The organism is Kribbella sp. NPDC006257 (genome assembly GCF_040613535.1).
Lineage (GTDB): Bacteria > Actinomycetota > Actinomycetes > Propionibacteriales > Kribbellaceae > Kribbella.
Genome location: NZ_JBEXSJ010000047.1, coordinates 36,826 through 62,417, shown reverse-complemented (window position 1 = coordinate 62,417; position 25,592 = coordinate 36,826). Strand labels below are relative to the sequence as shown.

30 protein-coding genes are annotated in these 25,592 nt (G+C 68.2%); 14 read left to right on the top strand and 16 right to left on the bottom strand.

Annotation, left to right across the window (positions count from 1 at the left end):
* Window positions 1-267 precede the first annotated feature (267 nt).
* A complete protein-coding gene (locus ABZ004_RS36620; protein WP_355686319.1) occupies window positions 268-1,248 on the top strand; it encodes a superoxide dismutase in 981 nt (326 codons plus the stop codon).
* A 514-nt stretch (window positions 1,249-1,762) separates the two neighbouring features.
* Here the strand turns inward: ABZ004_RS36620 and ABZ004_RS36615 are convergent.
* The 6 genes from ABZ004_RS36615 to ABZ004_RS36590 form a co-directional block, all read right to left on the bottom strand.
* Window positions 1,763-1,981: a hypothetical protein gene (locus ABZ004_RS36615; RefSeq protein ID WP_355686318.1), complete on the bottom strand. Its 219-nt coding sequence runs from the start codon at window positions 1,979-1,981 to the stop codon at window positions 1,763-1,765.
* 84 nt (window positions 1,982-2,065) lie between these two features.
* Entirely contained in the window at window positions 2,066-4,000 is a 1,935-nt protein-coding gene (acs, locus tag ABZ004_RS36610; protein WP_355686321.1) for an acetate--CoA ligase, read from the bottom strand.
* 199 nt (window positions 4,001-4,199) lie between these two features.
* The gene (locus ABZ004_RS36605; protein WP_355686317.1) at window positions 4,200-4,592 is read right to left on the bottom strand and encodes a hypothetical protein; all 393 of its coding nucleotides are present in this window, start codon (window positions 4,590-4,592) and stop codon (window positions 4,200-4,202) included.
* Window positions 4,593-4,654: 62 nt separating this feature from the next.
* Window positions 4,655-5,092, bottom strand: coding sequence for a MarR family transcriptional regulator (locus ABZ004_RS36600; RefSeq protein WP_355686315.1), 438 nt, complete (start codon window positions 5,090-5,092; stop codon window positions 4,655-4,657).
* A 38-nt stretch (window positions 5,093-5,130) separates the two neighbouring features.
* A complete protein-coding gene (locus tag ABZ004_RS36595) occupies window positions 5,131-5,952 on the bottom strand; it encodes a VCBS repeat-containing protein (RefSeq protein WP_355686313.1) in 822 nt (273 codons plus the stop codon).
* A 9-nt stretch (window positions 5,953-5,961) separates the two neighbouring features.
* Window positions 5,962-7,374, bottom strand: a complete 1,413-nt coding sequence (locus ABZ004_RS36590) for a hypothetical protein (protein ID WP_355686312.1) — start codon at window positions 7,372-7,374, stop codon at window positions 5,962-5,964.
* Between the two features lie 141 nt (window positions 7,375-7,515).
* Between ABZ004_RS36590 and ABZ004_RS36585 the strand changes: the two genes are divergently transcribed.
* From ABZ004_RS36585 to ABZ004_RS36575, 3 genes are all read left to right on the top strand, one after another.
* Window positions 7,516-7,956 carry a hypothetical protein gene (locus ABZ004_RS36585; RefSeq protein ID WP_355686310.1) on the top strand — a complete coding sequence of 147 codons (441 nt, stop codon included), beginning with the start codon at window positions 7,516-7,518 and terminating at the stop codon, window positions 7,954-7,956.
* Window positions 7,957-8,079: 123 nt separating this feature from the next.
* A complete protein-coding gene (locus ABZ004_RS36580; RefSeq protein ID WP_355686309.1) occupies window positions 8,080-8,721 on the top strand; it encodes a hypothetical protein in 642 nt (213 codons plus the stop codon).
* On the top strand, window positions 8,718-9,602 hold the full coding sequence (locus ABZ004_RS36575; RefSeq protein ID WP_355686307.1) for a hypothetical protein: 885 nt from the start codon (window positions 8,718-8,720) through the stop codon (window positions 9,600-9,602). The genes ABZ004_RS36580 and ABZ004_RS36575 overlap by 4 nt, the downstream gene beginning before the upstream one ends.
* Before the next feature lie 17 nt (window positions 9,603-9,619).
* Here the strand turns inward: ABZ004_RS36575 and ABZ004_RS36570 are convergent, their stop codons facing one another.
* On the bottom strand, window positions 9,620-10,378 hold the full coding sequence (locus ABZ004_RS36570) for a GntR family transcriptional regulator (RefSeq protein WP_355686305.1): 759 nt from the start codon (window positions 10,376-10,378) through the stop codon (window positions 9,620-9,622).
* Between the two features lie 275 nt (window positions 10,379-10,653).
* Here ABZ004_RS36570 and nhaA point away from each other — a divergent pair, with 275 nt between their 5' ends.
* The 4 genes from nhaA to ABZ004_RS36550 all read left to right on the top strand — a co-directional run bounded on the left by nhaA (window position 10,654) and on the right by ABZ004_RS36550 (window position 13,826).
* Window positions 10,654-11,871, top strand: coding sequence for a Na+/H+ antiporter NhaA (nhaA, locus tag ABZ004_RS36565; RefSeq protein WP_355686303.1), 1,218 nt, complete (start codon window positions 10,654-10,656; stop codon window positions 11,869-11,871).
* Window positions 11,872-11,926: 55 nt separating this feature from the next.
* Window positions 11,927-12,325: a phage holin family protein gene (locus ABZ004_RS36560; RefSeq protein WP_355686301.1), complete on the top strand. Its 399-nt coding sequence runs from the start codon at window positions 11,927-11,929 to the stop codon at window positions 12,323-12,325.
* A 113-nt stretch (window positions 12,326-12,438) separates the two neighbouring features.
* Entirely contained in the window at window positions 12,439-13,227 is a 789-nt protein-coding gene (locus ABZ004_RS36555; protein WP_355686299.1) for an alpha/beta hydrolase, read from the top strand.
* A gap of 35 nt (window positions 13,228-13,262) precedes the next feature.
* Window positions 13,263-13,826 (top strand): YbhB/YbcL family Raf kinase inhibitor-like protein, encoded by a 564-nt coding sequence (locus ABZ004_RS36550; RefSeq protein ID WP_355686297.1) that lies wholly within the window; start codon window positions 13,263-13,265, stop codon window positions 13,824-13,826.
* On the opposite strand, the gene ABZ004_RS36545 is transcribed toward ABZ004_RS36550, so the two are convergent.
* Both ABZ004_RS36545 and ABZ004_RS36540 read right to left on the bottom strand, forming a co-directional pair.
* Complete coding sequence (locus ABZ004_RS36545; RefSeq protein WP_355686295.1) at window positions 13,823-14,590, bottom strand: hypothetical protein; 768 nt, start codon at window positions 14,588-14,590, stop codon at window positions 13,823-13,825. The genes ABZ004_RS36550 and ABZ004_RS36545 overlap by 4 nt on opposite strands.
* Window position 14,591: 1 nt before the next feature.
* On the bottom strand, window positions 14,592-15,104 hold the full coding sequence (locus ABZ004_RS36540; RefSeq protein ID WP_355686294.1) for a SigE family RNA polymerase sigma factor: 513 nt from the start codon (window positions 15,102-15,104) through the stop codon (window positions 14,592-14,594).
* Window positions 15,105-15,161: 57 nt separating this feature from the next.
* Here ABZ004_RS36540 and ABZ004_RS36535 point away from each other — a divergent pair, with 57 nt between their 5' ends.
* Complete coding sequence (locus tag ABZ004_RS36535; RefSeq protein WP_355686292.1) at window positions 15,162-16,292, top strand: hypothetical protein; 1,131 nt, start codon at window positions 15,162-15,164, stop codon at window positions 16,290-16,292.
* Here ABZ004_RS36535 and ABZ004_RS36530 read toward each other — a convergent pair.
* Genes ABZ004_RS36530 through ABZ004_RS36505 form a run of 6 tightly spaced genes read right to left on the bottom strand, consistent with a single transcriptional unit; the run spans window position 16,289 to window position 21,187 of the window.
* A complete protein-coding gene (locus tag ABZ004_RS36530) occupies window positions 16,289-17,461 on the bottom strand; it encodes a MarP family serine protease (protein WP_355686290.1) in 1,173 nt (390 codons plus the stop codon). The two genes, ABZ004_RS36535 and ABZ004_RS36530, sit on opposite strands and share 4 nt — an antisense overlap.
* Window positions 17,458-18,225, bottom strand: a complete 768-nt coding sequence (locus ABZ004_RS36525) for a CoA pyrophosphatase (protein WP_355686288.1) — start codon at window positions 18,223-18,225, stop codon at window positions 17,458-17,460. The genes ABZ004_RS36530 and ABZ004_RS36525 overlap by 4 nt, the downstream gene beginning before the upstream one ends.
* A complete protein-coding gene (locus ABZ004_RS36520) occupies window positions 18,222-18,953 on the bottom strand; it encodes a TlpA disulfide reductase family protein (protein ID WP_355686287.1) in 732 nt (243 codons plus the stop codon). Before ABZ004_RS36520 ends, ABZ004_RS36525 begins: the two co-directional genes overlap by 4 nt.
* Entirely contained in the window at window positions 18,950-19,717 is a 768-nt protein-coding gene (gene nth, locus ABZ004_RS36515) for an endonuclease III (protein WP_355686285.1), read from the bottom strand. Before nth ends, ABZ004_RS36520 begins: the two co-directional genes overlap by 4 nt.
* A gap of 44 nt (window positions 19,718-19,761) precedes the next feature.
* Entirely contained in the window at window positions 19,762-20,475 is a 714-nt protein-coding gene (locus ABZ004_RS36510) for a response regulator transcription factor (RefSeq protein WP_355686283.1), read from the bottom strand.
* A 37-nt stretch (window positions 20,476-20,512) separates the two neighbouring features.
* Entirely contained in the window at window positions 20,513-21,187 is a 675-nt protein-coding gene (locus tag ABZ004_RS36505; RefSeq protein WP_355686282.1) for a TetR/AcrR family transcriptional regulator C-terminal domain-containing protein, read from the bottom strand.
* A gap of 69 nt (window positions 21,188-21,256) precedes the next feature.
* Here ABZ004_RS36505 and ABZ004_RS36500 point away from each other — a divergent pair, with 69 nt between their 5' ends.
* Together ABZ004_RS36500 and ABZ004_RS36495 are read left to right on the top strand one after the other, a co-directional pair.
* The gene (locus tag ABZ004_RS36500) at window positions 21,257-22,087 is read left to right on the top strand and encodes an NAD(P)H-binding protein (RefSeq protein ID WP_355686280.1); all 831 of its coding nucleotides are present in this window, start codon (window positions 21,257-21,259) and stop codon (window positions 22,085-22,087) included.
* A gap of 12 nt (window positions 22,088-22,099) precedes the next feature.
* Window positions 22,100-22,537: a hypothetical protein gene (locus ABZ004_RS36495; RefSeq protein WP_355686278.1), complete on the top strand. Its 438-nt coding sequence runs from the start codon at window positions 22,100-22,102 to the stop codon at window positions 22,535-22,537.
* 13 nt (window positions 22,538-22,550) lie between these two features.
* Here the strand turns inward: ABZ004_RS36495 and ABZ004_RS36490 are convergent, their stop codons facing one another.
* Window positions 22,551-23,066: a PadR family transcriptional regulator gene (locus ABZ004_RS36490; RefSeq protein WP_355686276.1), complete on the bottom strand. Its 516-nt coding sequence runs from the start codon at window positions 23,064-23,066 to the stop codon at window positions 22,551-22,553.
* 100 nt (window positions 23,067-23,166) lie between these two features.
* Here ABZ004_RS36490 and ABZ004_RS36485 point away from each other — a divergent pair, with 100 nt between their 5' ends.
* Genes ABZ004_RS36485 through ABZ004_RS36475 form a run of 3 tightly spaced genes read left to right on the top strand, consistent with a single transcriptional unit; the run spans window position 23,167 to window position 25,536 of the window.
* Window positions 23,167-23,721, top strand: a complete 555-nt coding sequence (locus ABZ004_RS36485; protein ID WP_355686274.1) for a hypothetical protein — start codon at window positions 23,167-23,169, stop codon at window positions 23,719-23,721.
* A gap of 11 nt (window positions 23,722-23,732) precedes the next feature.
* Entirely contained in the window at window positions 23,733-25,076 is a 1,344-nt protein-coding gene (locus ABZ004_RS36480; protein WP_355686273.1) for a carotenoid oxygenase family protein, read from the top strand.
* Entirely contained in the window at window positions 25,069-25,536 is a 468-nt protein-coding gene (locus ABZ004_RS36475) for a TIGR03618 family F420-dependent PPOX class oxidoreductase (protein ID WP_355686271.1), read from the top strand. Before ABZ004_RS36480 ends, ABZ004_RS36475 begins: the two co-directional genes overlap by 8 nt.
* The last annotated feature ends 56 nt before the right edge of the window (window positions 25,537-25,592 follow it).

Sequence of the window (25,592 nt, the reverse complement as noted above, 5' to 3'; positions counted from 1 at the left end):
GCCGGATCAGCGGCACGGCCTGCCGGCGCCACCTCCGCGCGACCGGCGGGATCGCCCGGTCCCCGAGTGCCCGCGCGGCCAGCGCCGCCTCCCAGAGCGGCTCCGGCTCGGCCGGGAACGTGACCCGGGCGAGGTCGGCGGGCGTGAAGTGGATCCGGATGATCACCGGGCCGATTCTGCCTGCCACCCGGCCGGACCGACAGAGGTGCTTCGGTCCTGCCCGAAACCGGTCGAGCGCGAGCGACGGAGCCGCCGACGCTGGGCCTCATGAGGAACCGACGCATCGCCACCGCCGCCCTGACCGCCGCGATCGCGCTCGCTGCGCAGTCGACGACCGCGCAGGCGACCCACCCCCGCCACCCCGGCACGTACGTCGTCTCGCGCACCCCCGGCGACACTCCCGAGGGCATCACCGTCACCCGCGACGGGACGATGTACGTCACCAGCGTCGGCACCGGAGCCGTCTACCGCGGCTCGACCAGCCAACCGAACCTGCGCACCTGGCTCCCGGCCGGCAGCGACGGCCGCACCTCGGCGACCGGGGTCCACGCCGACCGCTGGGGCCGGATCCTGATCGCCGGCGCGAGCACGTCGACACTCTTCCTGTACGACGTCCGCGGCCGCCTCCTCGCCGCCCGGAAGGCCCAGGAAGGCTCGTTCCTCAACGATTTCGCGATCACCCACGACGCCGTCTACGTCACCGACTCCGCGCACAACCAGATCTGGCGGGCCACCCTGACCGCCCGTGGCCTGGGCGAACTCGAACCCTGGCTGACCCGCGACAAGATCGAGCCGATCCCGTACTTCCTCAACGGCATCGTCACCGACGGCCGCACGCTCCTCGTCGGCGAGCAGGGCCAGGACGTCACCTACCGGATCAACCTGCAGTCGAAGCAGGTCAGCACCCTCGCGATCACCGGCGCGAACGGCATCCTCTCCGGCGACGGCTACCTGTTGGAGGGCAGCCACCTGTACGCCGTGTACAACGCCGGCGGCGGCAAGTACGTCACCCGCCTCGCGTGCCTCAACCACGACTGGACCGCGGCCCGCATCCTCGCCGACTCAGCCCCCGGCGCACCCAACGCCACCCCCACCACGCTCGCCCGAGACGGCAACCGCCTCCTCTGGGTCAACAGCCAACTAGACGCCACCCCCAGCACCCCGCCCTACACAGTCACCCCCGTCCCACCCCTCAACCCCACCCAACCAACCCACCACCCCCAAAACCTCTGCGCAGTCGGCTGGTGAACCCCACCCAAGCCACCGACCCCCAATGAAGGGCCACCGAATTCCCCGCACGACGCACCCGGCTCGTCGCCCACCCCGTCATACGCACCTTCGATGTGCTCCCCTCCCCGCCGCGTGCTCCCCCCATCGCTAGACCAATGGGGTAACCCGGCCAAGAGGAGGTAACCCGGCGAACGGACAGTGGGGCGAACGGACAGTGCGGCGAGCGGACGGTCTGGCGAAGATCGTGCCGCGCCGAGGATGGCGTGGCGACGGGATGCTGCGGCGAGCAGGTGGTGCGGCGAGGGGCTGGTATGGCGGGCCTGCGACCCGGCACCCGTCGTACGCACCTTCGATGTGCTCCCCTCCTCATCGCGTGCTCCCCCCATCGCTAGACCAATGGGGTAACCCGGCCAAGAGGAGGTAACCCGGCGAACGGACAGTGCGGGCCGGTGCTGCGGCGAGGGGGAGGGGATGGTGAGGACGGGGGTGGGCGGCGAGGGGAGAGGCTGGTGGTGGTTTGGCGGGCCGGTTGTCAGCGGCGGTTGCGGGGGTGGTTCTTGGCCGTGCGTTCGTTGCCGCGTTTGTAGTTGCCGGTCCAGCGGGCCATGACGAGTTGGGGGTCGTCGTCGACCTCGGCGAGGAACTCGGTGGCGCGGGGGCCGCGGAGGACGGTGGCTGGTTTGCCATGGTGGGTGATCCGGACGGTCCCGTCCGGCCGGGTGACGTAGTCGAATCCGTTGGGTGCGGGCACGTCGCCATTGCAGCAGCGCAGCCCTTGGCCGGCAACCGAATTCAGCCGGTACGCCGACGGTCGGCGTACCGGCTGTTTCGCAAGTCAGTCCTCGTCGGACTTGCCGGCGTCGAGGTTGGACTTGATCAGGTCCATCACGGTCGAGTCGGCGAGGGTGGTGACGTCGCCGACCTCGCGGTTCTCGGCGACGTCGCGGAGCAGGCGGCGCATGATCTTGCCGGAGCGGGTCTTGGGGAGTTCCGCGACAACCATGATCTGGCGCGGCTTGGCGATCGGGCCGATCTCCTTGGCGACGTGGTTGCGGAGTTCCTGGACCACGTCCGGTCCGCCGTCGCCGGCCTCGGAGCGCAGGATCACGAAGGCCGCGATCGCCTGGCCGGTGGTCGGATCGGAGGCACCGACGACGGCTGCCTCGGCGACCTTCGGGTGGGAGACCAGCGCCGACTCGATCTCGGTGGTGGACAGCCGGTGGCCGGACACGTTCATCACGTCGTCGACCCGGCCGAGCAGCCAGATGTCGCCGTCCTCGTCCTTCTTGGCGCCGTCACCCGCGAAGTACACGCCGGGGAAGCGCGACCAGTAGGTGTCCTTGTAGCGCTCGTCGTCGCCCCACAGCGTGCGCAGCATGGCAGGCCACGGCTTGTCGATGATCAGGTAACCGCCGGAACCGTCCGGCACCGACTTGCCGGTGTCGTCGACCACGTCGACGCTCACCCCGGGGATCGCCTTCATCGCGGCACCCGGCTTGCCCGCGGTCACACCGGGCAGCGGGGAGATCATGTGCATCCCGGTCTCGGTCTGCCACCAGGTGTCGACGACCGGTGCCTTGTTGCCACCGATGTTCTCCCGGTACCAGATGTAGGCCTCGGGGTTGATCGGCTCGCCCACCGACCCGATCACGCGCAGCGTCGAGAGATCGAACTTCGCCGGGATCTCCTTGCCCCACTTCATGAACGTGCGGATCGCCGTCGGCGCGCAGTACAGGATGGAGACCTTGTACTTCTGGATGATCTCCCACCAGCGGCCCTGGTGCGGAGTGTCCGGAGTGCCTTCGTAGAGCACCGACGTGGTCGCGTTCGCGAGAGCGCCGTACACGATGTAGCTGTGCCCGGTGACCCAGCCGATGTCGGCGGCGGTCCAGTAGACGTCGGTGTCGGGCTTGAGGTCGAAGACGGCCCACTGCGTGTACGACGTACCCACCAGGTAGCCGCCGGTTGTGTGCAGGATGCCCTTCGGCTTGCCCGTGCTGCCGGACGTGTACATCACGTACAGCGGGTGCTCCGCGTCGAACGCCTCCGCGGTGTGCTCCGTCGACTGCTTGCCGACGAAGTCCTCCCACCACAGGTCGCGGCCCTCGACCATCGCGGTCTCCTGGCCGGTGCGGTTCACGACGAGCACGTTCCGTACGTCGGGGCAGTCGACCAGCGCGGCATCGACGGCCGGCTTCAGCGCTGCCGGGGCGCCCCGGCGGTAGCCGCCGTCGGAGGTGATTACGACGCGGGCATCGCAGTCCAGGATGCGGCCCTTGAGCGCGTCCGCGGAGAAGCCGCCGAAGATGACCGTGTGCGGGGCGCCGATCCGGGCGCAGGCGAGCATCGCGATCACGGTCTCGGGGATCATCGGCATGTAGATGGCGACGATGTCGCCGGCCTGCACACCGAGCTCCAGCAGCGCGTTGGCCGCCTTCGACACGTCGTCCTTCAGCTGGGCATAGGTGATCTCGCGGGTGTCGCCGGGCTCGCCCTCGAAGTAGTACGCGACCTTGTCGCCGAGGCCGTTCTCGACGTGCCGGTCGACGCAGTTGTACGCCGCGTTGAGCTTGCCGTCGGCGTACCACTTGGCGAACGGCGCGTTGCTCCAGTCGAGGGTCTCGGTGGGCTCGACGGCCCAGGTCAGCCGCTTGGCCTGCTCGGCCCAGAACCCCTCGAAGTCGGCCTCGGCGGCCTGGTACGCGTCCGCCTTGACGTTCGCGTTCGCCGCCAGGTCGGCCGGTGGCTCGAAGCGGCGCTCCTCGTGCATCAGGTTCGACAGGGCCTCGGACTGGGGGGACTCGGAACTGGTCACGTCACGGACTCCTCGTTGAAAACTGTCGGTACGCCGGAAGCGCGCCCGCCCCCTTTCTACCAATGCCGGACCAGCCGTGGTACTGGTGCGTCGCCCAGACGCCCCCGATCAGCGCCGAACGGAGCCATCCGTGAAGGGCGTCACACCCTCCGGCTTACTGGCGGGCCACCGCCGCACGAGCGCGGCGCAGGAGTTCGTTCAAGGCCCGGCCGGCCGCGTCGGCGTCCTCGATGTCGTCCCAGATCGGACCGCTGAGCGCCGCGGACTTGGCCAGCACCTGCTCCAGCACGGCCCGTCCTTCTTCAGTGGGCGCATCGTCGGCGACCAGCTCGCGTTCCTCCAGAGTCGTGACGAGCTGGTCAGCGTCGGCGAACTTGGCCAGGTCGGCAACGCGCTCGCGTAGGGCCGACCCGTCCGGCTGGCCGGCCAGCCGGAGGGTGACCCAGAGCCGCTCATCGAGACCGGTGTCGTCCAGCGCACGGCTCAGGAGTGCTTGCAGGGTCTTCTCGGTCTGGCCGATCAGTTGCGGGCCGAAAGTGATCGTCATGGCGGGCTCCTCAAATCGTTGGTTAGCCCAACGGTACAGCAACTCATTGGTTGCGCCAACGATTACCGGTGATAGAGCAGAACCTTGGTGAGCAGACCGGCCAGATCGTCGCGTTCGGCGGCGGAGAGCGGAGCGAAGATCCGGTCCTGGATCGTGGCGACCAATTCGCCGAGTTGGCGATGACGGCGCCGGCCGCCGGCGGTGAGGGTGATGATGTTCCGGCGGCCGTCACTGGGATCCGGCGAGCGTTCGACGTACCCTCCGGCGACCAGCTCATTGATCGAGGCGACGATGTCACTGCGGTCGATGCCGGTCTGCCGGCCGAGCTCGGCCTGGCTGGCCGGGCCGAACTCCACCAGGGTGGCCAGCAGCCGGAAGTGATAGCCACGGGTGTTCTCGGCTGCGAACGCCTCGCCGATGATCCGGTGCGCGTGCATCGCGGTCTGAGCCAGCAACCAACTCGGCGTCGTCAGCAACCCACTCGGCGTCTTCTCATCCACCCCCACCACCCTACTCGTTGGTCACCCCAACAAGACCGTCAATAGCGAACGATGCCCTGCGAGCTGGTGCGGTTGCCGTCCCAGTCGCCCACCAGCGGAAGGTCGCCGGTGTCGCCGTAGCGGATGGATTCGGTGGTCTCGGTCGGGTCGATGCCGCTCATCCGGAAGTAGAACGTCGCATTGGCAGGGTTGTAGAGACCCGGTTCGTCGCGGCCGTCGCCGTTCCAGTCACCGATCTCGGGCCTCCAGTACGGGTCGCCGTAGTGGATCGATCGGGTCGTCCCATCGGCCAGCCGCAGGTCGAAGGTTGCGTCCGACGCCCGGTAGACGCCGACATCGTCGATGCCGTCACCGTTCCAGTCGCCGACCAACGGGATCTGGTACGACGTACCGAAGGCGACGCTCGTCGTCGTGCCATCGGCGGCCCGCTTGGTGAAGGTGCCGGTTGACGGGGTGTAGACGCCGACCTCGTCGGTCCCGTCGCCGTTCCAGTCCCCGATGATCGGCCGGTCATCAACGTTGCCGAAGGCAATGGTGATCTGGCCGACGCCACCGGCGAACGAGTTGGTCAGGAAGAACTTGTGTTCGTCCGGGCTGTACGCCGCCGGGGTGTCGCCGCCGGCGCCGTCCCAGTTGCCGGCCAGCGGAACCATCGGAGTGTTGCCGTAGGCAAAGGCCGGGATCGTCGCCGTCCCCGACGCCCGGTTGTTCGACAGGTACCAGTTGTAGGTGCAGACGGCCTGAACCGCCTCGGCCTGAGCAGGCTTCTTGTGCAGAACGGTCGGCACTGCGATGACGGCGGCGGCAACCGCGGCCGCGACACCGGCGGTGACCAACTGGCTGAAGATCTGGATTCGCATCTCGTCCCCTTATGCGTCGAGCCGGTAGAGGGCCGCGGCCCCGGGCGCCAGGTTGGCGACGATCCTGGTCCGGTCCGCCTGCGCGACGTACGCGCTGGTCGCCGGATCGAACACGGAGACCTTGGTGACCGTTGCCTGGTTCAACGTCACGGTCGTGGTCGCGCTGGTGCTGTACTGCCGGTTCGCGATCAACAGCCAACGGGTCCGCGCCGCGTCGGTCGGATGGAACAGGCCGAGAACGGCCGCGCTTCCCGACGTACCGCTCAAATAGGTGCCCGGCGTGAACCCGGTCGCACCGGCGGGCGGCGTCTCGTTGGCATGGACCGCGAGTTCGCTGACGAGCGGTTTCAGCTCGGCGCCGACTTGGCGCAACCAGGTGGTGTTGATGGTCTTGGCCGCCGCATAGAGCGGAGTGAGCGTTCCGTCGGCGGTGGTCAGCGCGCGGCCGAAACCTTCGCCCCGCGCCGGATCCGGCTGCCAGTAGGTGAAGTACTGGATGCCCTTGCAGCCATAGGCAAGGCTCGTGTTGATCTGCCAGCGCAGCTCGGCCTCGGTCGGGAAGCGGTGGTTGTTGTACTCCACGCTCTGCACGAAGGTCCAGGTCGGGATGTTCGCGCGCAGCCCTTCGGACCGGATGATCGCCCAGTTCTGGAAGTACTGCTGATCCTCGCCCGAGGTCAGGAACGGATAGCGGTCGAAGGACAGCATCGGAGGATGCAGGTTGTCGACGAACTCCCGCACGAAGTCCCGGTACGACGTATCGCTGCCCGGCACCATGTTCGAGTACGGCGTGGATCGCGGCGCCACCTCCCGGGCGACCGCGAACGCCTTGCCCAGTGCGGGAAGCCGGCCGCGGGACGGTTCGTCGCCCAGGCTGAACCCGGCGAACGACTCGAAACCGCGGTAGCGGTTCAGCGCCGCGGTCGCCAGGTTCCGCGCATCCGCGGTGGTGATCGACATCGGCACCGACCGGTCGTCGCTGATCGTGAACCGCTGCGCGAAGTTCTGTACGTCGGGGTCGCTGGCGACCAGTACCTTGAGGCCGACCTGCTCGGCGATCGCGAGCGCGTGGCTGATGATCGCCGAGTCGTCGACGTAGTTGCCGGTGATCAGGAATCCGAACCCGGCCTCGCGCATCTGGGCGTACCGCTCGACCGTCGTCGCGAAGGGATGCGGCGGCCAGTACAACCCGATCGGGAACTCGGCCCCGCCGACCAGCGGCAGATCGGTACACCCCGCCGCTGCTGCCGCCGGGCTCGAGGCTGCTTGGGTTGCTTGTCCGGCAGCAGATCCGCCGGCCAACTGGCGTGCGAAGGGCACCGGGGCGGCCGCGAGCGCACCGATCACCGCGCCCCGCAGTACCGCGCGGCGGCCCACCCCCTGGACGGCACTCCGGAACGGCGATTGATCAGGAATCATCATGCTCCCTCTCTGTCTGGTCACAACGGTCACCAGAACAGCTCACCCGCTGACACAGGGCAATCCTTTTCGAGCAGAACGAGTGAACGACCAACGGCCAGTTCCGGACATCCGATTGACACGTCGCCGCACTAGGCTCACGGCGTGACCGTCCTGATGGTGATCGTTCATGCGGGACTCGCTGCTGCGTGGGTCGGCGGGATGGCCTATTCGCTGCTCGTCGTCCAGCCGAAACTCAAGAGGTTCTTCGGTGCCGACGAGGAGAGCCGCGAGGCACTCACCGCAGTCATTGCCTCAGGCAACCGTTACAAGGTGCTCGCGCTGATCGGCGTGATCGCCGCGACCGGAGTTGTCCTACTCCTCCTCGACCACGAGCACTGGTGGATCCACCTACTCAAGGCCGTCCTGCTCCTCGCCGCGACCACCATCTTCTGGTACGTCTCGTGGCGCCACTGGCCGCGCCGCGTCTTCGCCACCCCCGCCGAACGCCCAGCCCTCCAACGCCAGCTCTACCTCCTGGCCGGCACCATGCTCACCCTCACCGCCACCGCCTTCGCCCTCGGCATCGCTGCCGCACATCTCTGATGGGAACTGAATAACGGAATGGCGACTACTGAAAAATAAGGCGATGACCTCTCGACGCACGGAGAGTGACTGCGTACGATCCGTCGGGTGTGGGGATCCAGGGGTGGATATCAAGTAATTTCGGTGGGGATTCTGATCGGCGCCATGAGTGTGGGGGCGTCCGGCTGTGGTGCGGAAAATTCGCCGACGGCCGGAGCAACCGTGACGCAGACATTCACGCCACCGACCGAAACGACGATGCCGACGGTGGAAACGCCGTCGAGCGATCCGCCGATGACGGACGCGTCGGAGCCGCCCGACCCGTCCGATCCGGGCGACTCGCAGAGTCCCGCGGTATTGCCGACCGACGTGGCGGGGCGCCCGTTGACGTTGAGCAATATCTTCAAATACCCCGATGGCTGGCGCGATGGGCGCTACGACGTAGCCGATCGCAAACAAACCACCGGGATCAGCGGGACGATCACCTATTGCGGGGACAGCAGCGCGCAAGTGCTGGAACTGCGGCTGGCCAACAACTTCAGCAGATTCCGGCTCGAGTTCGGGCAGAGCAATTCTTCGGATGATTCTGACCAGGTGCTGGTCGTGCGGATCGACGCCAATGGGCAGTACCGGGATCAGAAGAGCAACAAACTCAACCAGATCACGTCTTTCGACCTCCCGGTACAGAAGGTCAACGCGCTGAAGATCAGCGTCTACCTCAAGGAATCCAGCCAGTGCGGAGTCGGGTCGGTCGATGCCGTGCTGATGAATCCGATCCTCTCTTGACCGAGCACGACCCGGAAGACCCCGGCAGTGCGGGCGCTCCACCCGCAGCCGGTTCGCCCGAGTCTGACTCGTGGCGGATCTTTCGGCATCTGGATCGCTTCTTCGAGCACAAAGGAACCAAGCGGTTCGTGTCGGTCTGCGAGGTGATCGGCGCAGTAGGCGTGGTGGCCGGGGCGATCGCCGGCGTCGCCCACCTGGCCGGACCCGGTGGATCGGGTGACGCAGACAGCTCGAGATCACCGGCGACGGAGACGACCGGACCGACGACAGCTCCGCCTGCGGCCACTCCGAGCTCCAGCTCGTCGGTGCCGCCGACCAGCTCGACCCCGGTTCTGCCGGGGTGCTGGACGGCAGGACGCATCCTCGTCGACTGCCGGGAGAGCCATCGGTTCGAAGAGATTTCTGGAGCGACGCAGTGCACACAGGCGACCGTCATCGCGTTCATGGGTGGCAGGGCCGATCTTGATGTGGTCTTGGCACGGCCGGCCACAAGTCCGCTCGGCAGTTGCGCGGTCGATGCCGGTCATGACTTGCCGACGTCAGCAAAGGATGTGTTGACGAAACCCGCCTCGGCCTCGTGGCGGCGCTGCAACGACAGCCGGATCCGAAAGATTGTCGCCTGCTCCAGCCTGCATTCCAGCGAGTACTTCGCCACCGGCAGTCTCCGGCGAGCCACCACGGAGGAGTGTGAGGTCGCCGCGGTGCAGTACATGGACCAGACGCCTGCCAACGTCGTGGACGAACTCCAGATCCGTGCGATGAACGTCGTCAGCAACTCTCCGGATCCGGCCCGGTGCGCGATCGATGCCCGCGGTAACCACCTGCTGGTGGACTCGGTGCGGAATCTCGGCTCCCGCCCGGTCCCGATCTACTCCAGCTGAACGGGTCTGATACTTGATCAGGTTGCGCGGTAGGCGACGGTGATGTCGTAGCGGTCCGAGCGGTAGATGGAGCGGCCGAACTCGATCACCTCGCCGTGCGCGGTGCGGGGGGCTGAGGTGATGATCAGGCAGGGACAGGTGGGCTCGATGCCGAGCAGTTCGGCGTCGGACGGGTCCGGCGGGCCGGCCACGATCGACGCCGACACCATTCCGAGGGTGACGCCCCAGCGGGACGCGAGCGAGTCGTAGAGCGAGAGCTCGCTCAGGTCGAGTTCGTCGAGCCCTGGGTAGCGGCGCAGTGACAGTGCGGTGCGCTCGACCGCCATCGGCTCGCCGTCCGCGGTCCGCAGCCGGACCAGGTGCAGTACCGGCGTACCGACCGGTTCCTCCAGCTCGCGGGCCAGTTCCGGGCCGGCGGTGGCGACCCGGTGCTCCAGCACCTTGGCGCCAGGCGTAATGCCGCGGGCGCGCATGTCCTGGCTGAACGACGAGGTGAGCATCCGGGCCGGCCGCGGCTCCGCGACGAAGGTGCCGCCGCCGGGGCGCCGGGCGGCCAGGCCTTCGGCCACCACCCGGTCAACTTCCTGCCGGACCGTCATCCGGGCCACGCCGAAGCGCTCGGCCAGCACCCGCTCGGACGGCAGCACGGTGCCGGCCGCCAGGCTGCGGGTGAGGGTGTGCAGGATCTCGCGGATCTGGTCGCCCTTCGGCCGGTCCGGGCGTAGCGCCGTGGGGAGTTCGGCGAGCTCACCGGGGTTGTTCCTTGGGCGGGCCATGAGGTCAGTATCCCTGCGAATCTGCCCGGCAAACCGGTTGCCGGGGCGATGGGTTGGTGACTGTCCAACAACTGCACCGTTCAGCCCGACATTACTGTCCGGTGCCCCAGCACGGCCACTGACCATTGTCGTCCACATCGAAACTTCGCGGCAATGCGCCCCGCCCGGACAGCTCTGCGGACGGTAGAATTCCGGCAGAGCCGCGCGGGTGGGCTTGGTGTGCCGGGAAGTCTGGTCGGCGATGTATCCGACGACCCCGAGCGAAGGGCGCCGTGATGAGCCCCGTCAACCGACTGCTGCAGAAGCGCCGCGCGTTCCCGCGGATCCTCGCCGGCGAGCGGGCGTTCCTGGCCGAGACGCTGCGGGCCGAGACCACCGGTGGTCTGGTGCTGGTCGGCGCCGCCCTGATCGCCCTGATCTGGGCGAACTCGCCCTGGCAGGACGCCTATCACCACCTCCGCGACGCCCAGCTCGGTCCGCTCACCGTCGAGGCCTGGGCCGCCGACGGAGCGCTGGCCCTGTTCTTCTACCTGGCCGGCGTCGAGCTCAAGCGCGAACTGGTGGTCGGCACGCTGTCGCGGATCAGCGAGGCGGTGGTGCCGGTGGTCGCGGCCGCGGCCGGAATGGTGCTGCCGGCAATCATCTATCTGGCTGTCAACTTCACCGCCGACGGCGGCCGGCCGTCGGGCTGGGCGGTGCCGACAGCAACGGATATCGCCTTCGCCCTCGCGGTGCTGGCGATCGTGGGATCGTCGCTGCCGAGCGCGCTGCGAGCCTTCCTGCTGACGCTGGCGGTGGTCGACGACTTCGGCGCGATCCTGGTGATCGCGGTCTTCTTCTCGCACGGCTTCCACCTGCTGGCGCTGCTCGCGGCGGTAGCGCTGATCGTGGTCTTCGCCCTGCTCCAGCGCTTCAGATTCCGTACGCCGTTCCTGTACGTGCCGGTTGCCTTGGGCGCCTGGTGGTTCATGCACGAGTCCGGCATCCACGCCACCATCGCCGGCGTCGCGCTCGGCCTGGCGACCCGGGTGCTGCCCGATCCCGGCGAGAAGAAGTCGCCGGCCGAGCGGGTGGAGCACCGGTTGCGGCCGTGGTCCGCGGGCGTCGCCGTACCGGCGTTCGCGCTGTTCGCGGCCGGGGTGACGCTGAGCGGCAACGCCCTACGGACGATGCTCACCGATCCGGTGGCGATCGGCGTGGTCGCGGGGCTGCTGGCCGGGAAGACGATCGGCGTGTTCGGCGGGTCGTGGTTGACGGCCCGGTTCACTCGCGCCGAGCTGAACTCCGATTTGTCCTGGCGGGATGTGGGGGCCGTCTCGGTGCTCGCCGGGATCGGCTTCACGGTCGCCCTGCTGATCGCTCAGCTGGCCTTCGGCGACGACGCGGCCCAGATCGAGCGGGCGAAGGCGGCCGTGTTGATCGGGTCACTGCTGGCCGCGCTGCTGGCCTCCGCGCTGTTGTTCCGGCGCAACCGCGCGTATGCCGAGGACTGAGCCGGGGGTACCGGCTAGGGTCGGTGCACGGACCCTAGGAAGGAGTGCCATGTCGATGGGGCAGAACGAGGATGAGCCCACGGTCGGGCAGCTCGTCGCCAATGCCAGCCGGGATCTGTCCAGCCTGGTCCGCAGCGAACTGGAGCTGGCGAAGACCGAGCTGAAGAAGACCGCGATCGCGGCCGGCACCGGTGCCGGGATGTTCGGCGCGGCCGGCTTCCTGGCGCTGCTGGCGATCATCCTGCTGTCCATCGCCGCGGCGTACGGCGTGAGTGCCCTCGGGCTGCACCCGGCGCTGTCCTTCCTGATCGTTGCCGTCGTCTACCTGTTGATCGGGGCCGGGCTGGTCTTCGTCGGGCTGCGGCTGATCAAGAAGGCGAAGGGACCGGAGCGCGCGATCGAGACCTCGAAGGAGTCGGTCGAGGCGCTCAAGTCGATCGGCAAGGGCGACTGAGCCCGGCCGGCGTCTCGGACCTGCTGGTCGACGGACCCTGGTCGCACGCGCTGGTCGCGGCCAACGGGGCCAGGTTCCACGTCGCCGAATGCGGCGCCGCTGACGATCCCCTGGTGTTGTTCCTGCACGGCTTCCCCGAGTTCTGGTGGGCCTGGCGGCATCAGCTGCCTGCCGTCGCGGCTGCCGGCTACCGCGCCGTCGCGATGGATCTGCGCGGCTATGGCGCCAGCGACAAGACCCCGCGCGGCTACGACCCCTTCACAGCCGCAGCGGACGTCTCCGGAGTCATCCGCTCGCTAGGGGCCGCTGACGCAGTTGTGGTCGGACATGGCTGGGGCGGCTTCGTCGCCTGGTCCACTGCTGTCCTCGCGCCGCGGCAGGTGCGGGCACTGGCGGCAGTGTCGGCTCCGCACCCGTTGATGCTGATGCGGTCGGGTCAGCCGCGCGCTATCGCGAGAGCCGGCTGGTTCCAGCTGCCGATCCTGCCTGAGCGGCGACTGCTCGCCCACGGTGGCATCCACATCGAGCAACTGCTCCGCGACTGGTCGGCTCCCGGCGGTGGTTTCCCTGATGCCGAGGCGTCGCGCCGCTACCGCGCAGCTCTGCAGGTCTGGCCAGCACCGCACTGTGCGCTCGAGTACCACCGATGGTTCGCCCGCTCCCGTCTGCGCTCCGACGGTCGCCGGTACTCCGCGCGGATGCGTACGCCGATCGACGTACCGGTTCTCCAGGTGCGTGGAGCGCAGGACGGGGCCGTCGGAGCCGCTCGCACGCCAGATGGGCTGATCACCGGGTCGCTGCGCTACGAAGTACTGACTGCTGCTGGGCACTTCCCGCATGAGGAGTCACCGGAACTCTTCAACCGGCTACTGCTCGACTGGCTCGACGTTTCCAAGCCTTAAGCCCGCTTCTGGCTGTCCGCGGTTACGTTTGAGCAGTGACTCGCACAGGGATTGCTGTTCTGGTTCTGGTACTCGGCCTAGCCGGCTGCTCGAACGACCCGAAGCCGTCCGGCCCGCCGGCTGTCGCGGACACTGGCCAGTTTGCTGTCGTGGCCGGTGACGGCTTCCACTCGGACGGGAGCTTTGACCCACGGCTGACTTGCGACGGTGCCGGCGACTACTCCCCAGCGCTGGTCTTCCGGCACGTCCCCGCCGGGACTGCGGAGCTGTTGCTCTCGATGGTCGATGACGACAAGACCAGCCCGCAGGGCGATCCGCTGATCCACTGGGTGCAGTGGAAGATCCCCGCGACGGCCACTGGGTTGCAGGAGCACACCAAGCTTCCTGAGGCTCGCGAAGCACTCAGCGACCTGGGCGAAGCGACGTACAACGGCCCGTGCCCGCCTGCAGGCCAGACACACCACTACCGCTTCACTCTGCTCGCACTGTCCAAGCCGATCGACCTGCCGAACGGTACTGCGGCCCGTAAGGTGCTCGACGCCGCAGAACCGCTCGTGCTGGCCACCAGCGACTTCACTGCTACCTACAAGCGGTCCTAGGAGACTCCCTGCGCACCAACAGTGCCGGTGATCTTCCAACCGCCCGCTTGCTGGTCCAGGCGGTAGGTGAGCCAGTGGGCGTCGAGGCAACCTCGCCAGACCCAGGCACCGACCTCGATGTGGCCCTGCACGGAGACGATTGGGCCGACCGTGACGTAGGGCTCCTTGGCCGCCGGTTGCTCGCAGAGTTCCTTGCCGCCTAGGGGTCTGTTGCGTACCCACTCCAGCCGTGCGATCCCCTTCAGCGCGTGCTCCATCGCGGCCCGCTCCTTCGCGGTGAACCGGTTGGCCAGCTCGTAGGTGACGCTGCCGCCGCCGGCTCCGGCATTCGGTGCGTCCAGCACGCGGGCGCCCGGCCAGCCGGCAGCGGGTTTCTCGATCTTGAGGATCTCGGCGATCACTGCCGACCAGATCTGCGCGTTCTCGGACGCTTCCGGCTCATCCGTCCCCGACGACCCGGTCGGGGTCGAGCCGGTCGGGGTCGAGCCGGTCGGGGTCGAGCCGGGCATCGTCCAGCGTGGGCCGTCTGTTGCCCTCGGCACCGTTGTCGCGCCGCCCGGTCCGGCTTGGTGCGACCCCGTGCCTGCGCCGGCGTTGACGGCGTACACGATGCCGCCGAGCACCACCAGCACCGACGCCGCCGCGAGCAGGATCGGACCGGTCCGGCGCTTGGCAGGGTTGATTGCCTCAGGCAAGATATCGACCTGATGTTCCTTGCTGGTAAAGGTTTCTCGCAGCAGGTCGCCGAGTTCTTCGTCCTTCATCTCAGTGTTCCTCCTCGTGCGCCGGCAGCCCGGCTCGCAGGCGGGCCAGGCCGCGCGCGGCATTGGACCGGACGGTGCTCGCCGAACACCGCAGTACGGCGGCGATCTCGTCGTCCGGAAGATCCTCGTAGAAGCGCAGCACCAGTACTGCGCGTTGCTGGCGGGGCAGTTCGGCCAGCATCCGCCAGGCCGCGTCCCGTTGCGCCTGCCGGAGACTGATGTCCTCACCGGTCGGCTGCTCGGGCAACTCGCCGAGTGGCTGTTCCCGGTTCCGCAGCAACCGCCGCCAGCTGAGGAACTCGTTCACCACCATCGTGCGCAGATACGCCTCCGGATGTTCGAGCGTGCCGATCCGGTCCCAGCGCCGATGCGCTCGCGCCAGCACCGTCTGCACCAGGTCCTCCGCGCTGTGCACGCCGCCGGACAACATCAGCGCCAGCCGCAGCAGCCGGCGTTCGTTCGACCGGACCGCCTCGTCGAACGACACTGCTGTCTCGCCCGTCGTCACCGTCATACCCTCCCAACGCGGCGGCCGTCCCGATCTGCTGCACCGGAAACTAAACTCGCGGCCGTGACGAGAATCCGGCTCGGCTGGGAGACGCAGCTCGATCAACTGACGCTGGCGATCGATCTCGCGTTGCTCGGCGTGGGTCTCATCCTGACCGGCGCCCTGGTGCAGTGGCATGGCTGGCTCGCCCACACCTTCGGAATCCTGCTGATCGTCGTCGGCGCGATCCTCTGCCTCGTCGACGGCCTGAGGCTGCTCGGCTGGCGCTCCCTGCTCTGGCCGCGCTCGCTACGGCTGGACGAGAAGGGCCTCTGCGACGACACCAAGAAGGGCCGCGGCTTCCGGATCGACTGGACCGACCTCAAATCCCTCGGCGTGATCGACGATCCGGCCCGCCCCGGCCTACTCCTGGTCTTCTTCCCCCAGCAACGACGGCACGACCTCCACCTGTACGTCGGATTCGGGCCGCCTGGTTGGCCGCAACCGCTGGCCGCGCCGATCCCCCGGCGTACCGGCGTCGTGGAAGCGATCCTGAACGGGAAGCCTGGCGACTGGGAGCAGCGCGACAGCGATGGCTGGGCGGCCTTGATCGCGGCGCCTGGCGAGCGGGTCGAGATCCCGGCGCCGCCGGCCGCGCCCGAGCAGCAGCGGATCGACGTGGCGACAGAGATCGCCTGGCAAGCCTTGGCCGGTGGCGCTCTGGCCGCCTTCTTCGGCGTCGTTGCCTACCTCGCCGCTTTCGGGGTGATCGGCGGCACGGGATCGAGGACGGCCTTCCTCGTGGTCGGCACACCCTTCGTGCTGATGGGGTTTGCGACCCTGCTGAGCATTCAGGTCGTCGTACGCCGACGCTGGGTCGTGATCGACCAAGAGTCCTTCACGTGGGCGGATCCAACCGAGACTTCGTTCACCGTCAGTTGGCAGGAGCTGGCCGGCGTTTCACTGGAGCTCGTCACGGTGCCCTCGGCAACACTCAGCAGGCACTCCGTGCACGTCTACCTGACGCCGGCTGACCCCGACTTCGCCGAGCGCCATCCCGAGATGCAACTCTTCGCGAAGGACGGCCGGTACGCGCTCGAGCTCGGCGACGTCGCGGGTCCCGCAAGGTCGATCGCGGCCGCCTGCCAGAAGGCAGCACCCAGCGGCATCTGGCAAGGCATCGCGGAACGCACCGGCACGCTGGGGATCAGCTAGGTGCAGCTGCGCGTCGAGACTTCCTGGGTTGCCTTGAGACCGGCAGCGGCATCGGCCGACACCTGGCCGGCGGTGAGGACGTAGCCGGTGCGGTTGTCCTCGACGGAGGCGGCGAAGACCACGCCGTACACCGTGCCCTTGGGTGACAGCAGTGGGCCGCCGGAGTTGCCCGGGCGGACCGAGGCCCAGATCGAGAAGGCCCGCCGGGTGACGGTCTTGTCGCCGTAGATGTCCGGGCCGCGGAGGCGTTCCTCGGAACGGATCCGGGCCGGCTCGGAGTCGAACGGCCCGTTCTCCGGGTAGCCGAGCACGACGGCGGCGGCGTCGGCCTTGCCGCTCTCGTCGAAGACCAGCGGCTTGACGTTCAGCTGCGGGACGTAGAGCACGGCGATGTCCACGCTCGGATCGAACAGCACCACGGTCGCGTCGTACGACTTCCCGTTCACCTCGACCCGGGGATCACTGACCCCGGCGACCACGTGCGCGTTCGTCATCACCCGCTGCGGCCCGTAGACGAACCCGGACCCTTCGAGCCCACGCGAGCAGTTCGCCACCCCGGTCACCTTGGCGATCCGGCTGTAGGAATCCCGTACGGCGGGCTGCCGCGCGATCGCCGCGTCCGGCGGCTGGGTGTCCCGGATCCGCTCCGGCACGAACGGGTCGAGGAAGCGCGGGAACAGATCGGTATTCACCACGTCGTTGAACGCCTGCAGCGCCTTGTCGGCACTGCCCGGCAACGCCTCGTCGACCTTCGCCAGCACCTCGGAACCCCGGACCGCGGACGTCACGCTCGGGATCCGCGCACCGCTCACCGCGACGCCGAGCACCCAGGCCACGATCAGCACCGAGACAGCGGCCAGCGCGGCGCCGCCGAGCGCGTCGACCGCCTTCACCGGTTTCCAGGAGATCTTGTTCCGCAGCCGGGAGCCGAGGATCGCGCCGATCGTCCGGCCGATCGAGGCCAGCAGCACGACCAGCACCAGGGCGGCGAACGACACCTCGACGCTGGGCGAGAACTTGTCGAGCACGCGCGGTACGCCGTACACGCCGATCGCCGCGCCGGCCAGCAACCCGAGGGTGGCGCAGGCGCCGAGGACGAAGCCCTCGACGTACCCGGAGATCGCCACCAGCAGGGTCACCACCAGCAGCGCGTAGTCGAGTCCGCTCACTCCATGCCCTCCGGATGACCCAGGTCGTGCTCGATGGCCGTCAGCCGCCGGAGCTCCTCCGACCGCCGCCCCTCATTCCGCCAGGCCAACTCGACCAGCCGGTCGGGCAACGGTACGACGTTCGCCGGGTCCCAGTCCCGCGCCCAGCCGCCGAGGGCAAGCATTTTGTCGAGCAGCCCGGCGGTGAATCCCCAGATGTAGAGGTCCCCCACGGTGAACGCCGGCCCGGTGAAGCCGGACGGGTGCAGGCAGCTGATCCGGTTCGCCGGATCGGCCAGCGCCTCGATCGAGACCCGGTGCACGGAGGCGACCTCGGCCGGATCCACCACCGCGACCGGCGACGGCTCGCGCCAGTAGCCGAGCACCGGCGAGACGCCGAAGTTGCTGACCGGCACCCAGAGCGCCGGCCAGACCGCGAACACGTCGACCCCGGCCGGCGCGAGCCCGGTCTCCTCGTTCGCCTCTCTGAGGGCCGTCCGGATCAGCCCCTCGACGCCGGTGCCGTCGACCTCGTCGACCCGTCCACCGGGGAACGCCATCTGGCCGGCGTGCGACCGCAACGTCCAGGCCCGCTCGGTGAGCAACACGTCCGGACCGTCTTCGTTGCCGTCGGCAAGCAATATCAGTACTGCGGATTGCCGGACGCTCGGGTCGTCAGGTGGAAGGAACCGCGACAGCTCCAGCGGGTCGACCTGTTTCGACGCGGCAGCGAGCGGCTGCAACCAGTCGGGCAGCGGGACGTCGTACGCCGTACTGGTCTTCACCAGCTCACTCCCAGCTTGTCCTTGACCAGTTGATCCAGCTCCTGCTGGGACTTGAGCACGCCGTAGTGAATATGAACCAGCGCGCCGCTCTTGTCGACGAAGGCGGTCAGCGGCGGTCCACCGATCTTGAACGGGACCTTGGTCTGCTTGTCCGCGTCGATCAGATGCGGATAGTCCAGCTTCTGCTCGGTCGCGAACTTGACCGCCTCGTCGGCGCGCGGGTCGTCGTAGTCGATGCCGATCAGCTGGACCTTGTCACCGGCCTTCTTCTGCAGCTCGGCCAGGTACGGCGACTCCTGGCGACACGGCGGACACCACTGCGCCCAGACGTTGATCACCAGCGGACCTCGCAAATCCGCAAGCCGGACGTCCGGGCCGTTCCCCAGACACGGCAGGTTGATATCCGGCAGCCCGTTGGCGACAGGCGGTCGCGACTGAGTCTTCGGACAGGCCACCAGTTTCCCGGCGCCGGCAACTGTCCGGCTCGTGCTGCTCCCGGTCGCGCCCGGATCATTCGCCTTCTGGTCCCCGCATCCGGCGGCCAGGGCGATGATGACGATCGCCGCCGACACAGCGGTCCCACGCACGGCGTACCGGCGGACGCCGGACCCGTGGAGCGCAGAGCGCTGCGGCGCTCGGGGCGGCGCGCACCGGCGTACGGCGGTGGGCTCCGGCGAGTGCGGCTGACTCGCTGCGGCGGTGTGGTCCGGCGCGGGGCGCTGACTCACGCTGGTTCCTTGACCAGCTTTGCGGCTGTGGGGAAGTCGGTGGGGCCGGTGCCGAAGGAGGGGCACCACTGGGCGATCGGACAGGCGCCGCAGGCGGGCTTCTTGGCATGGCAGCGGCGGCGGCCGTGGAAGATCAGCCGGTGCGACAGCATCGTCCAGTCCTTCTTCGGAAACAGTTCGCCGATCAGGTGCTCGACCTTGACCGGATCGGTCTCCTCGGTCCAGCCGAACCGGCGGACCAGCCGGCCGAAGTGGGTGTCGACGGTGATCCCCGGTACGCCGAACGCGTTGCCCAGTACGACGTTGGCCGTCTTCCGCCCGGTGCCGGGGAGCTTGACCAGCTCCTCGAGTTTGCCCGGCACCACCCCGTCGTACTCGTCGACGAGCGCCTGGCCGAGTTTGAGCAGGCTGTTGGTCTTGGCCCGGAAGAACCCGGTCGGCTTGAGGATCACCTCCATCTCCTCGCGATCCGCCTCGGCGTACGCCTTCGCGTCGGGGTACTTCGCGAACAGCGTCGGGGTCACCTTGTTGACCATCACGTCGGTGGTCTGCGCCGACAAGATGGTGGCCACCAGCAACTCGAGCGGTGTCGTGAAGTCCAGCTCGCAGTGAGCGTCCGGATACGTCTCGGTGAGCACCTTGTGCATCTTCCGCGCCCGGCGCACCAACTGGCTGTGCGTCTCACCGGTGAACACCGGCGCCTTCCGGGGCAGCTTGAGCGGGACCGCAGAGATCGGCAGCGCCGCGACAGACTGGATCGGCATGCCCGCCAGCCTACGTGCGCCCACCTACAGATTTCCGCCCGTGCTCAGATCCAGCCCGCGTCGGTAGCGATCCGGACGGCGTCCAGCTGGGTCCGCGCGTGCAGCTTGGCCACGATCGAGCTGAGGTAGTTGCGCACGGTGGCGGTGGAGATGAACAGCTCGGCCCCGATCTGCTGGGCGGCCGAGCCCTCCGCGGACAACCGCAGGACGTCGATCTCGCGCGGGGTCAGCGGGTTGGGCGGGAGCTTCAGCGCTGCCGCGGCGACCTGTGGATCCACCACCTGGATGTCGGCCACCACCTGCCGGATCGCATCCGCCAGGGCCTGCGGCGAGACGTCCTTGCTGAGGAATCCACCGGCCTGCGCCGTCAAGGCCCGGCGCAGGTTGGCGGGGCTGCCGAACGCGGTCAGGATCAGCGTCCGGCAGCTCGGCAACTGCTCGCGCAGGGCGGCGGCCGCGGCCAGGCCGTCCTGACCGGGCAGCTCGATGTCGATCACGGCGATGTCCGGCCGCAGCTCGAGGGCGGTGGGCACGATCAGGTCGCCGCAGTAGACCTCGGCCACCACCTCGAAGTCGGCGTACTTCTCGAGCAGGTTCTTCAACGCGGCCCGGAAGAGTTTCATGTCGTCGGCCAGCAGCACCCGGATCATGGCGTTCGCCTTTCCGCGGCCTGCGGACCGCGTGAGATATTCACAGCCGAGTCGGTGACCGGTGCTCTGTTTCCGGGCCCGGCCGACCCGCAGACTTTCGGCAGACATCGTTCGAGAGTGGGGACTGCCGAGTGCGTACCGATCATCAGGGCACCGGATGAGCCGCGGTGGCGAGGATGCCGTTGACCAGCACCTGGATCGCCCAGCGGTCCCGGTCGCCGGCCGAGAACAGCGCGTCGCCCATCGTGGTGACCATCGGATAGCGGTCGGCCGGCAGTTCGGCGTACCGGCGGCGGACCTCGGCGATGTGCTCCGCCGGCGTCAGCTTCCTGGTGTTGTAGGCGGCCTGCTCGGCGCCGGCGGCGGTGATGTGCAGGTAGAGCAGGTCGACCGCCCAGGCGGCCGTCGTGTCGTCGACGCCACCCTCCTTGAAGATCGTGAGCATCCGGTCCATCACGAGCAGGGCGTTGAGGCCGGTCGGGATCCCACCGAGGGCGACCAGCGCCAGCCCTTCGTGCCGGCTCATCGCGTCGATCGAGTTGGCGACCAGCGTCTGCAACTGCTCCTGCCACGACCCATCCGTCGGCAGCGCGACCCGGCCTAACGCCTCGTCGAGCATGGCGGCCATCAGGTCGTCCCGGTTCTCCACGTAGACGTAGAGCGAGGCTGCGCCGGTGTCGAGCACCTGGGCCACCCGGCGCATGGTCAACGCGTCCAGGCCCTCGCGGTCCAGCACCTCCAGACCCGTCCGCACGATCACGTCCCGGCTGAGCGGCGCCTTGGCCGGCCGGGCTCGACGACTGACTGGTTCAGCATTCATAGCCGCCGACCCTACTACCGAACAACGTTCGTGACGAACTCCGTTCGTCAGACCCGAAGGGACTCCTCGATGATTCTCGTCACCGGCGGCCGCGGCGCGGTTGCCACTCAGCTGACCGGCCTGCTGACCGAGCACAATCACTCCGTCCGGGTCGGCTCCTCCGATCCCGGCAAACTCGAACCACCACCGGGCGTCGAGACGGTCCCGCTGGACCTGACCGACCCGGTGACCTTCGCGGCCGCCCTGACCGGCGTCGGCTCCGTCTTCCTGTACGCCGAACCGGCGCACATCACCGAGTTCGTCGCCGAGGCGGTCGCGGCCGGCGTACGGCACATCGTCGTACTGTCGACCGCGGCCGTGCTCGGACCGAACGCCACCGTCGACCACCTGGCGAAGTCGCACCTGGACGTCGAGAACGCGGTCCGATCCGCTCCGATCGCTTCGACGATCCTGCGGCCGGGATCGTTCGCCGGCAATGCCGGCGCCTGGGCCTGGCCGATCAAGTCCGGGCGGCCGGTGAGCCTGCCGTTTCCCGGCTCCCACAACGATCCGATCCACGAACAGGACATCGCCGAGGCCGCCTTCGCAGTACTGACCGATCCGCAGCTCCAGCAGCGGGAGTACGTCCTCAGCGGACCCGAGTCGCTGACCTTCGCCGAGCAGATCGACCAGCTCTCTACCGCCATCGGGCGTCCCATCACCGTCAACCAGGTCACTCCCGACGAATGGAAGAAGGAGATGGCCGACTACATCCCTGCCCTGTACGCCGACGCGCTTCTCGACTGGTGGAAGTCCAATGACGGCAAGCCCGTCCAGCTGACGAACACCGTCGAAGAACTCACCGGCCACCCCGCCCGCCCCTTCGCCACCTGGGCGCAAGACCACCTCAACGACTTCTGAGACAGGACTCCCATGCGCCTTCTGACCAAGTTCCTGACGACCACCGCCCTGCTCGGCACGGCAGCCGGCTTCGCGGCACCGCCGGCGTTCGCCTACTACCCGCCGGCCTACAACGAGAAGAGCCAGTATCTGGCCTACGACGCACCGGTCGGTTCTCCGCAGGCCTGCGTCCAGCGCACGCTGCGCCTTGCCGCCGGCGACTACGTGTGGTCGGAGTTCGTCAACCACACGTCCGAATGGAAATCCCGCACCATCTACCTCCGGGACGACACCTATGTCTGGACCACCTGCATCCAGGCGGTCGGAAAGTACTCCGGCGGCATCGCGAAGTACGAAGAGCTGACCTGGCTCCGGGGCTCGTCGCACAACGAGGCCTCCATCGATGCCTTCGACTACGTGACCGCCTCCGGCTACTACACGATCGGATCGGAGCTTCTGCCGCTCTTCTGATCCGCGTGGGCCCTCAGCCAGGTTTGACCTGGGTGCGGGCCCATTGGGCCCACTCCTGTTGCATGGCGGCGAGGCGCTGGCCGTACTCGAGGGCGATGTGGCCGTAGACGGACAGGTCGCCGTCGTCCCAGTCGATCGCTTCGTCGATGGCCTTGAGCTCGGCGTGCAGCTCGGCCGCCCGGGCGGCCTGGCCGTCGAGGTAGGCGCGGGCCTGGTCCGGGGCGAGGACGCCGAGGAAGAACACGCGGAGCAGCACGTCGCTGCGGGTGCGCTGCGGCTCGGTCTCGGTCAGCCAGTGGCGAAGCTCTGCCAGGCCGGAATCGGTGAGCGTGTATTCCTTACGGCCACGTGGACCCTGCTCCGAGACAGTGATCAATCCGCTGTCGGCCAGCTTGCTGAGCTCGCCGTACAGCTGGCTCTGGGTGGCAGGCCAGACGTTGGCGAGCGAGGTGTCGAAGGTCTTCAGCAGGTCGTAACCACTGGCCGGACGGTCGACCAGCAGCCCGAGCAGGGCGTGTCGCAGGCTCATGCCGCCCATCCTACATTCCACTGTTGACATGTCTAGTACGGACGTTCTAGTTTTGACATGTCGAGATTGGAATACCGAATCAGCTAGGAGCACCCTCCTCATGTCGTACTTGCGGACCTTCGCCCCGTGGATCGTCTACGCGGTCATTCCGTCTGCCCACTGGAACTGGGCCGCACTGATCGCACTGGTCCTCTCGATCGCGTTGATCGCCCAGCAGACCCGGGCCGGCCGCGGCCTCGACGCCCAGATCATCGAGCTCGGTTCGGCCGTGTTCTTCGCCGTCATCACCGTGGTCGCCTTCGTCTCTCCGGACAGCGGACTACACCCCTACACGCCGGCGCTGTCCTCGGCCGCGCTCGCCCTCATCGCCGGGCTCTCGCTGGCCGTGCGGAAGCCGTTCACGCTCGGGATCGCCAAGCAGACCACGCCTCGTGAGTTCTGGGACCAGCCGCTGTTCATCCGGACCAACGTGATCATCACCGCCGTCTGGACCGGCTGCTTCGCCGCGGGCGCGATCGCCCTCGCCGGCCTCGCGCACTCCGGCTCGACCGTCCGCACGATCGTCCAGATCGCCGCGTTCGTCGTACCGATGGTCTTCACCCTCCGCTACGTGGCCCACATCCAGGCCAAGGCCGCCCAGCTCCGCACTCGCTGAAGGAGAGTCCCGTGCAGACCGCGACAGCACCGCATCTGGCCGGCAACTACGCACCGGTCGAGACCGAACTCACCGCCTACGACCTGCCGGTGACCGGCCAGATCCCGCCCGAACTGACCGGCTGGTACCTGCGCAACGGCCCCAACCCGCACGACGCCGCCAGCGGCCACTGGTTCTTCGGCGACGGCATGATCCACGGCGTCCGGATCGAAGCCGGCCGGGCGGTCTCCTACCGCAACTGCTGGGTTCGCACCTCGACCTTCACCGACGGCGCGAAGGTCAACGACACCGAAGGAAACCTGGATCTGACGGCCGGCGTCGCGAACACACACGTCGTACGGCATGCCGGTCGCACGCTGGCCCTGGTCGAGTCCTCCTACCCCTACGAGCTCACCCGTGAGCTGGACACCGTGGGCTCCTACGACTTCGACGGAAAGTTGCGGACGGCAATGACCGCGCACCCGAAGACCTGCCCGACGACTGGTGAGCTGCACTTCTTCGGCTACAGCCTGACCGCGCCGTACCTGACCTATCACCGCGCCGACGCGACCGGGGAGCTGGTGATCAGCCGGCCGATCGACGTTCCGGCCGCCACGATGAACCACGACTTCAACCTGTCCGCCGGGCACGTCATCTTCATGGACCTGCCGGTCGTCTTCGACCTGGAGACGGCACGATCCGGCAGCGGGATGCCCTTCCGCTGGAACGACGGCTACGGCGCACGTCTCGGCGTGCTCCGGCGCGACGACCCGTACGGCGAAGTGCGCTGGTTCGCGATCGATCCCTGCTATGTCTTCCACACCCTCAATGCGCACGACCAGATCGGGGCGGACGGCCACGAGCAGATCGTCCTGCACGTCATGCGCTACCGGGACCTGTTCCGCAAGGACAGCAAGGAATCCCACCAGGCGACGCTGTGGCGCTGGACCATCGATCTGACGACCGGCACCGTTGGCGAGCAACAGCTCCACGACCGGGCGGCTGAGTTCCCCCGGATCGATGACCGGCTCGCCGGGCTCGACACCCGCTTCGGCCACGCCACCGTCTCCCGGACTCCTACCGGTGGCGCCGTGGTTCGCTACGACCTGCGCGACGACGCGGTCAGCTCCCACGAGTTCGGACCTGGCCGTACGCCGGGCGAGGCCGCCTTCGTCCCGGCCGATGACCGCCCCGGCGGCGACGGCTGGCTGATGACCTACGTTTACGACGCCGGCACCGGCAAGAGCGACCTGGTCATCCTCGATGCCACCGATCTGGCCGCACCGCCGGTGGCAGCGATCCATCTCCCCGTCCGAGTCCCGTACGGGTTCCACGGCAACTGGCTTGCCGATCAAACCTCGGAGACGTATGACTGACGACCAAGGCGGTCCGGCGCCCCGCGTGCTTGCGGACGACGCCCTGTCCGCTCTGCTCGCCGGCCAACAGTTCGGCGTACTGGCGACCAACAAGCGCAGCGGCCACCCCCACCTGACGACGATGCTCTACAGCTGGGATCCGGCGGCCCGGATCGTCCGGTTCTCCACCACGGCCGACCGCATCAAGGTGAAGCAACTGCGGAACGATCCGCGGGCCGCGCTGCACGTTTCGGCTCCCGATCATTGGTCCTTCGCGGTCGCCGAAGGGGAGGCCGAGCTCTCCGACGTCACCACGACGCCCGGTGATGCCACCGGCAAGGAACTGCTCGGCATGCTGCCTGCCGACGCCCAGGCCGGTCTCGGCAGGGCCTTCTTCGACCAACTGGTCGCCGAGCGCCGACTTGTCATCAGGCTGAAGGTCAGCCGCCTCTACGGGACCGCTCTGGACGTCACCGGTTAGCGCCTGGGAGGCCCTTCCGGCGCGTCCCGACAGGCCTACGTGGCGGTTCTGCTACC

What these genes read in the sequence shown, in the direction of transcription:
- ABZ004_RS36620 (WP_355686319.1), top strand. Translation starts at nt 268, where the DNA reads ATGAGGAACCGACGCATCGCCACCGCCGCCCTGACCGCCGCGATCGCG.
- acs (WP_355686321.1), bottom strand. Translation starts at nt 4,000, where the DNA reads ATGCACGAGGAGCGCCGCTTCGAGCCACCGGCCGACCTGGCGGCGAAC.
- ABZ004_RS36605 (WP_355686317.1), bottom strand. Translation starts at nt 4,592, where the DNA reads ATGACGATCACTTTCGGCCCGCAACTGATCGGCCAGACCGAGAAGACC.
- ABZ004_RS36595 (WP_355686313.1), bottom strand. Translation starts at nt 5,952, where the DNA reads ATGCGAATCCAGATCTTCAGCCAGTTGGTCACCGCCGGTGTCGCGGCC.
- ABZ004_RS36590 (WP_355686312.1), bottom strand. Translation starts at nt 7,374, where the DNA reads ATGATGATTCCTGATCAATCGCCGTTCCGGAGTGCCGTCCAGGGGGTG.
- ABZ004_RS36570 (WP_355686305.1), bottom strand. Translation starts at nt 10,378, where the DNA reads ATGGCCCGCCCAAGGAACAACCCCGGTGAGCTCGCCGAACTCCCCACG.
- nhaA (WP_355686303.1), top strand. Translation starts at nt 10,654, where the DNA reads ATGAGCCCCGTCAACCGACTGCTGCAGAAGCGCCGCGCGTTCCCGCGG.
- ABZ004_RS36560 (WP_355686301.1), top strand. Translation starts at nt 11,927, where the DNA reads ATGGGGCAGAACGAGGATGAGCCCACGGTCGGGCAGCTCGTCGCCAAT.
- ABZ004_RS36545 (WP_355686295.1), bottom strand. Translation starts at nt 14,590, where the DNA reads ATGAAGGACGAAGAACTCGGCGACCTGCTGCGAGAAACCTTTACCAGC.
- ABZ004_RS36540 (WP_355686294.1), bottom strand. Translation starts at nt 15,104, where the DNA reads ATGACGGTGACGACGGGCGAGACAGCAGTGTCGTTCGACGAGGCGGTC.
- nth (WP_355686285.1), bottom strand. Translation starts at nt 19,717, where the DNA reads ATGCCGATCCAGTCTGTCGCGGCGCTGCCGATCTCTGCGGTCCCGCTC.
- ABZ004_RS36510 (WP_355686283.1), bottom strand. Translation starts at nt 20,475, where the DNA reads ATGTCTGCCGAAAGTCTGCGGGTCGGCCGGGCCCGGAAACAGAGCACC.
- ABZ004_RS36505 (WP_355686282.1), bottom strand. Translation starts at nt 21,187, where the DNA reads ATGAATGCTGAACCAGTCAGTCGTCGAGCCCGGCCGGCCAAGGCGCCG.
- ABZ004_RS36500 (WP_355686280.1), top strand. Translation starts at nt 21,257, where the DNA reads ATGATTCTCGTCACCGGCGGCCGCGGCGCGGTTGCCACTCAGCTGACC.
- ABZ004_RS36495 (WP_355686278.1), top strand. Translation starts at nt 22,100, where the DNA reads ATGCGCCTTCTGACCAAGTTCCTGACGACCACCGCCCTGCTCGGCACG.
- ABZ004_RS36490 (WP_355686276.1), bottom strand. Translation starts at nt 23,066, where the DNA reads ATGAGCCTGCGACACGCCCTGCTCGGGCTGCTGGTCGACCGTCCGGCC.
- ABZ004_RS36485 (WP_355686274.1), top strand. Translation starts at nt 23,167, where the DNA reads ATGTCGTACTTGCGGACCTTCGCCCCGTGGATCGTCTACGCGGTCATT.
- ABZ004_RS36475 (WP_355686271.1), top strand. Translation starts at nt 25,069, where the DNA reads ATGACTGACGACCAAGGCGGTCCGGCGCCCCGCGTGCTTGCGGACGAC.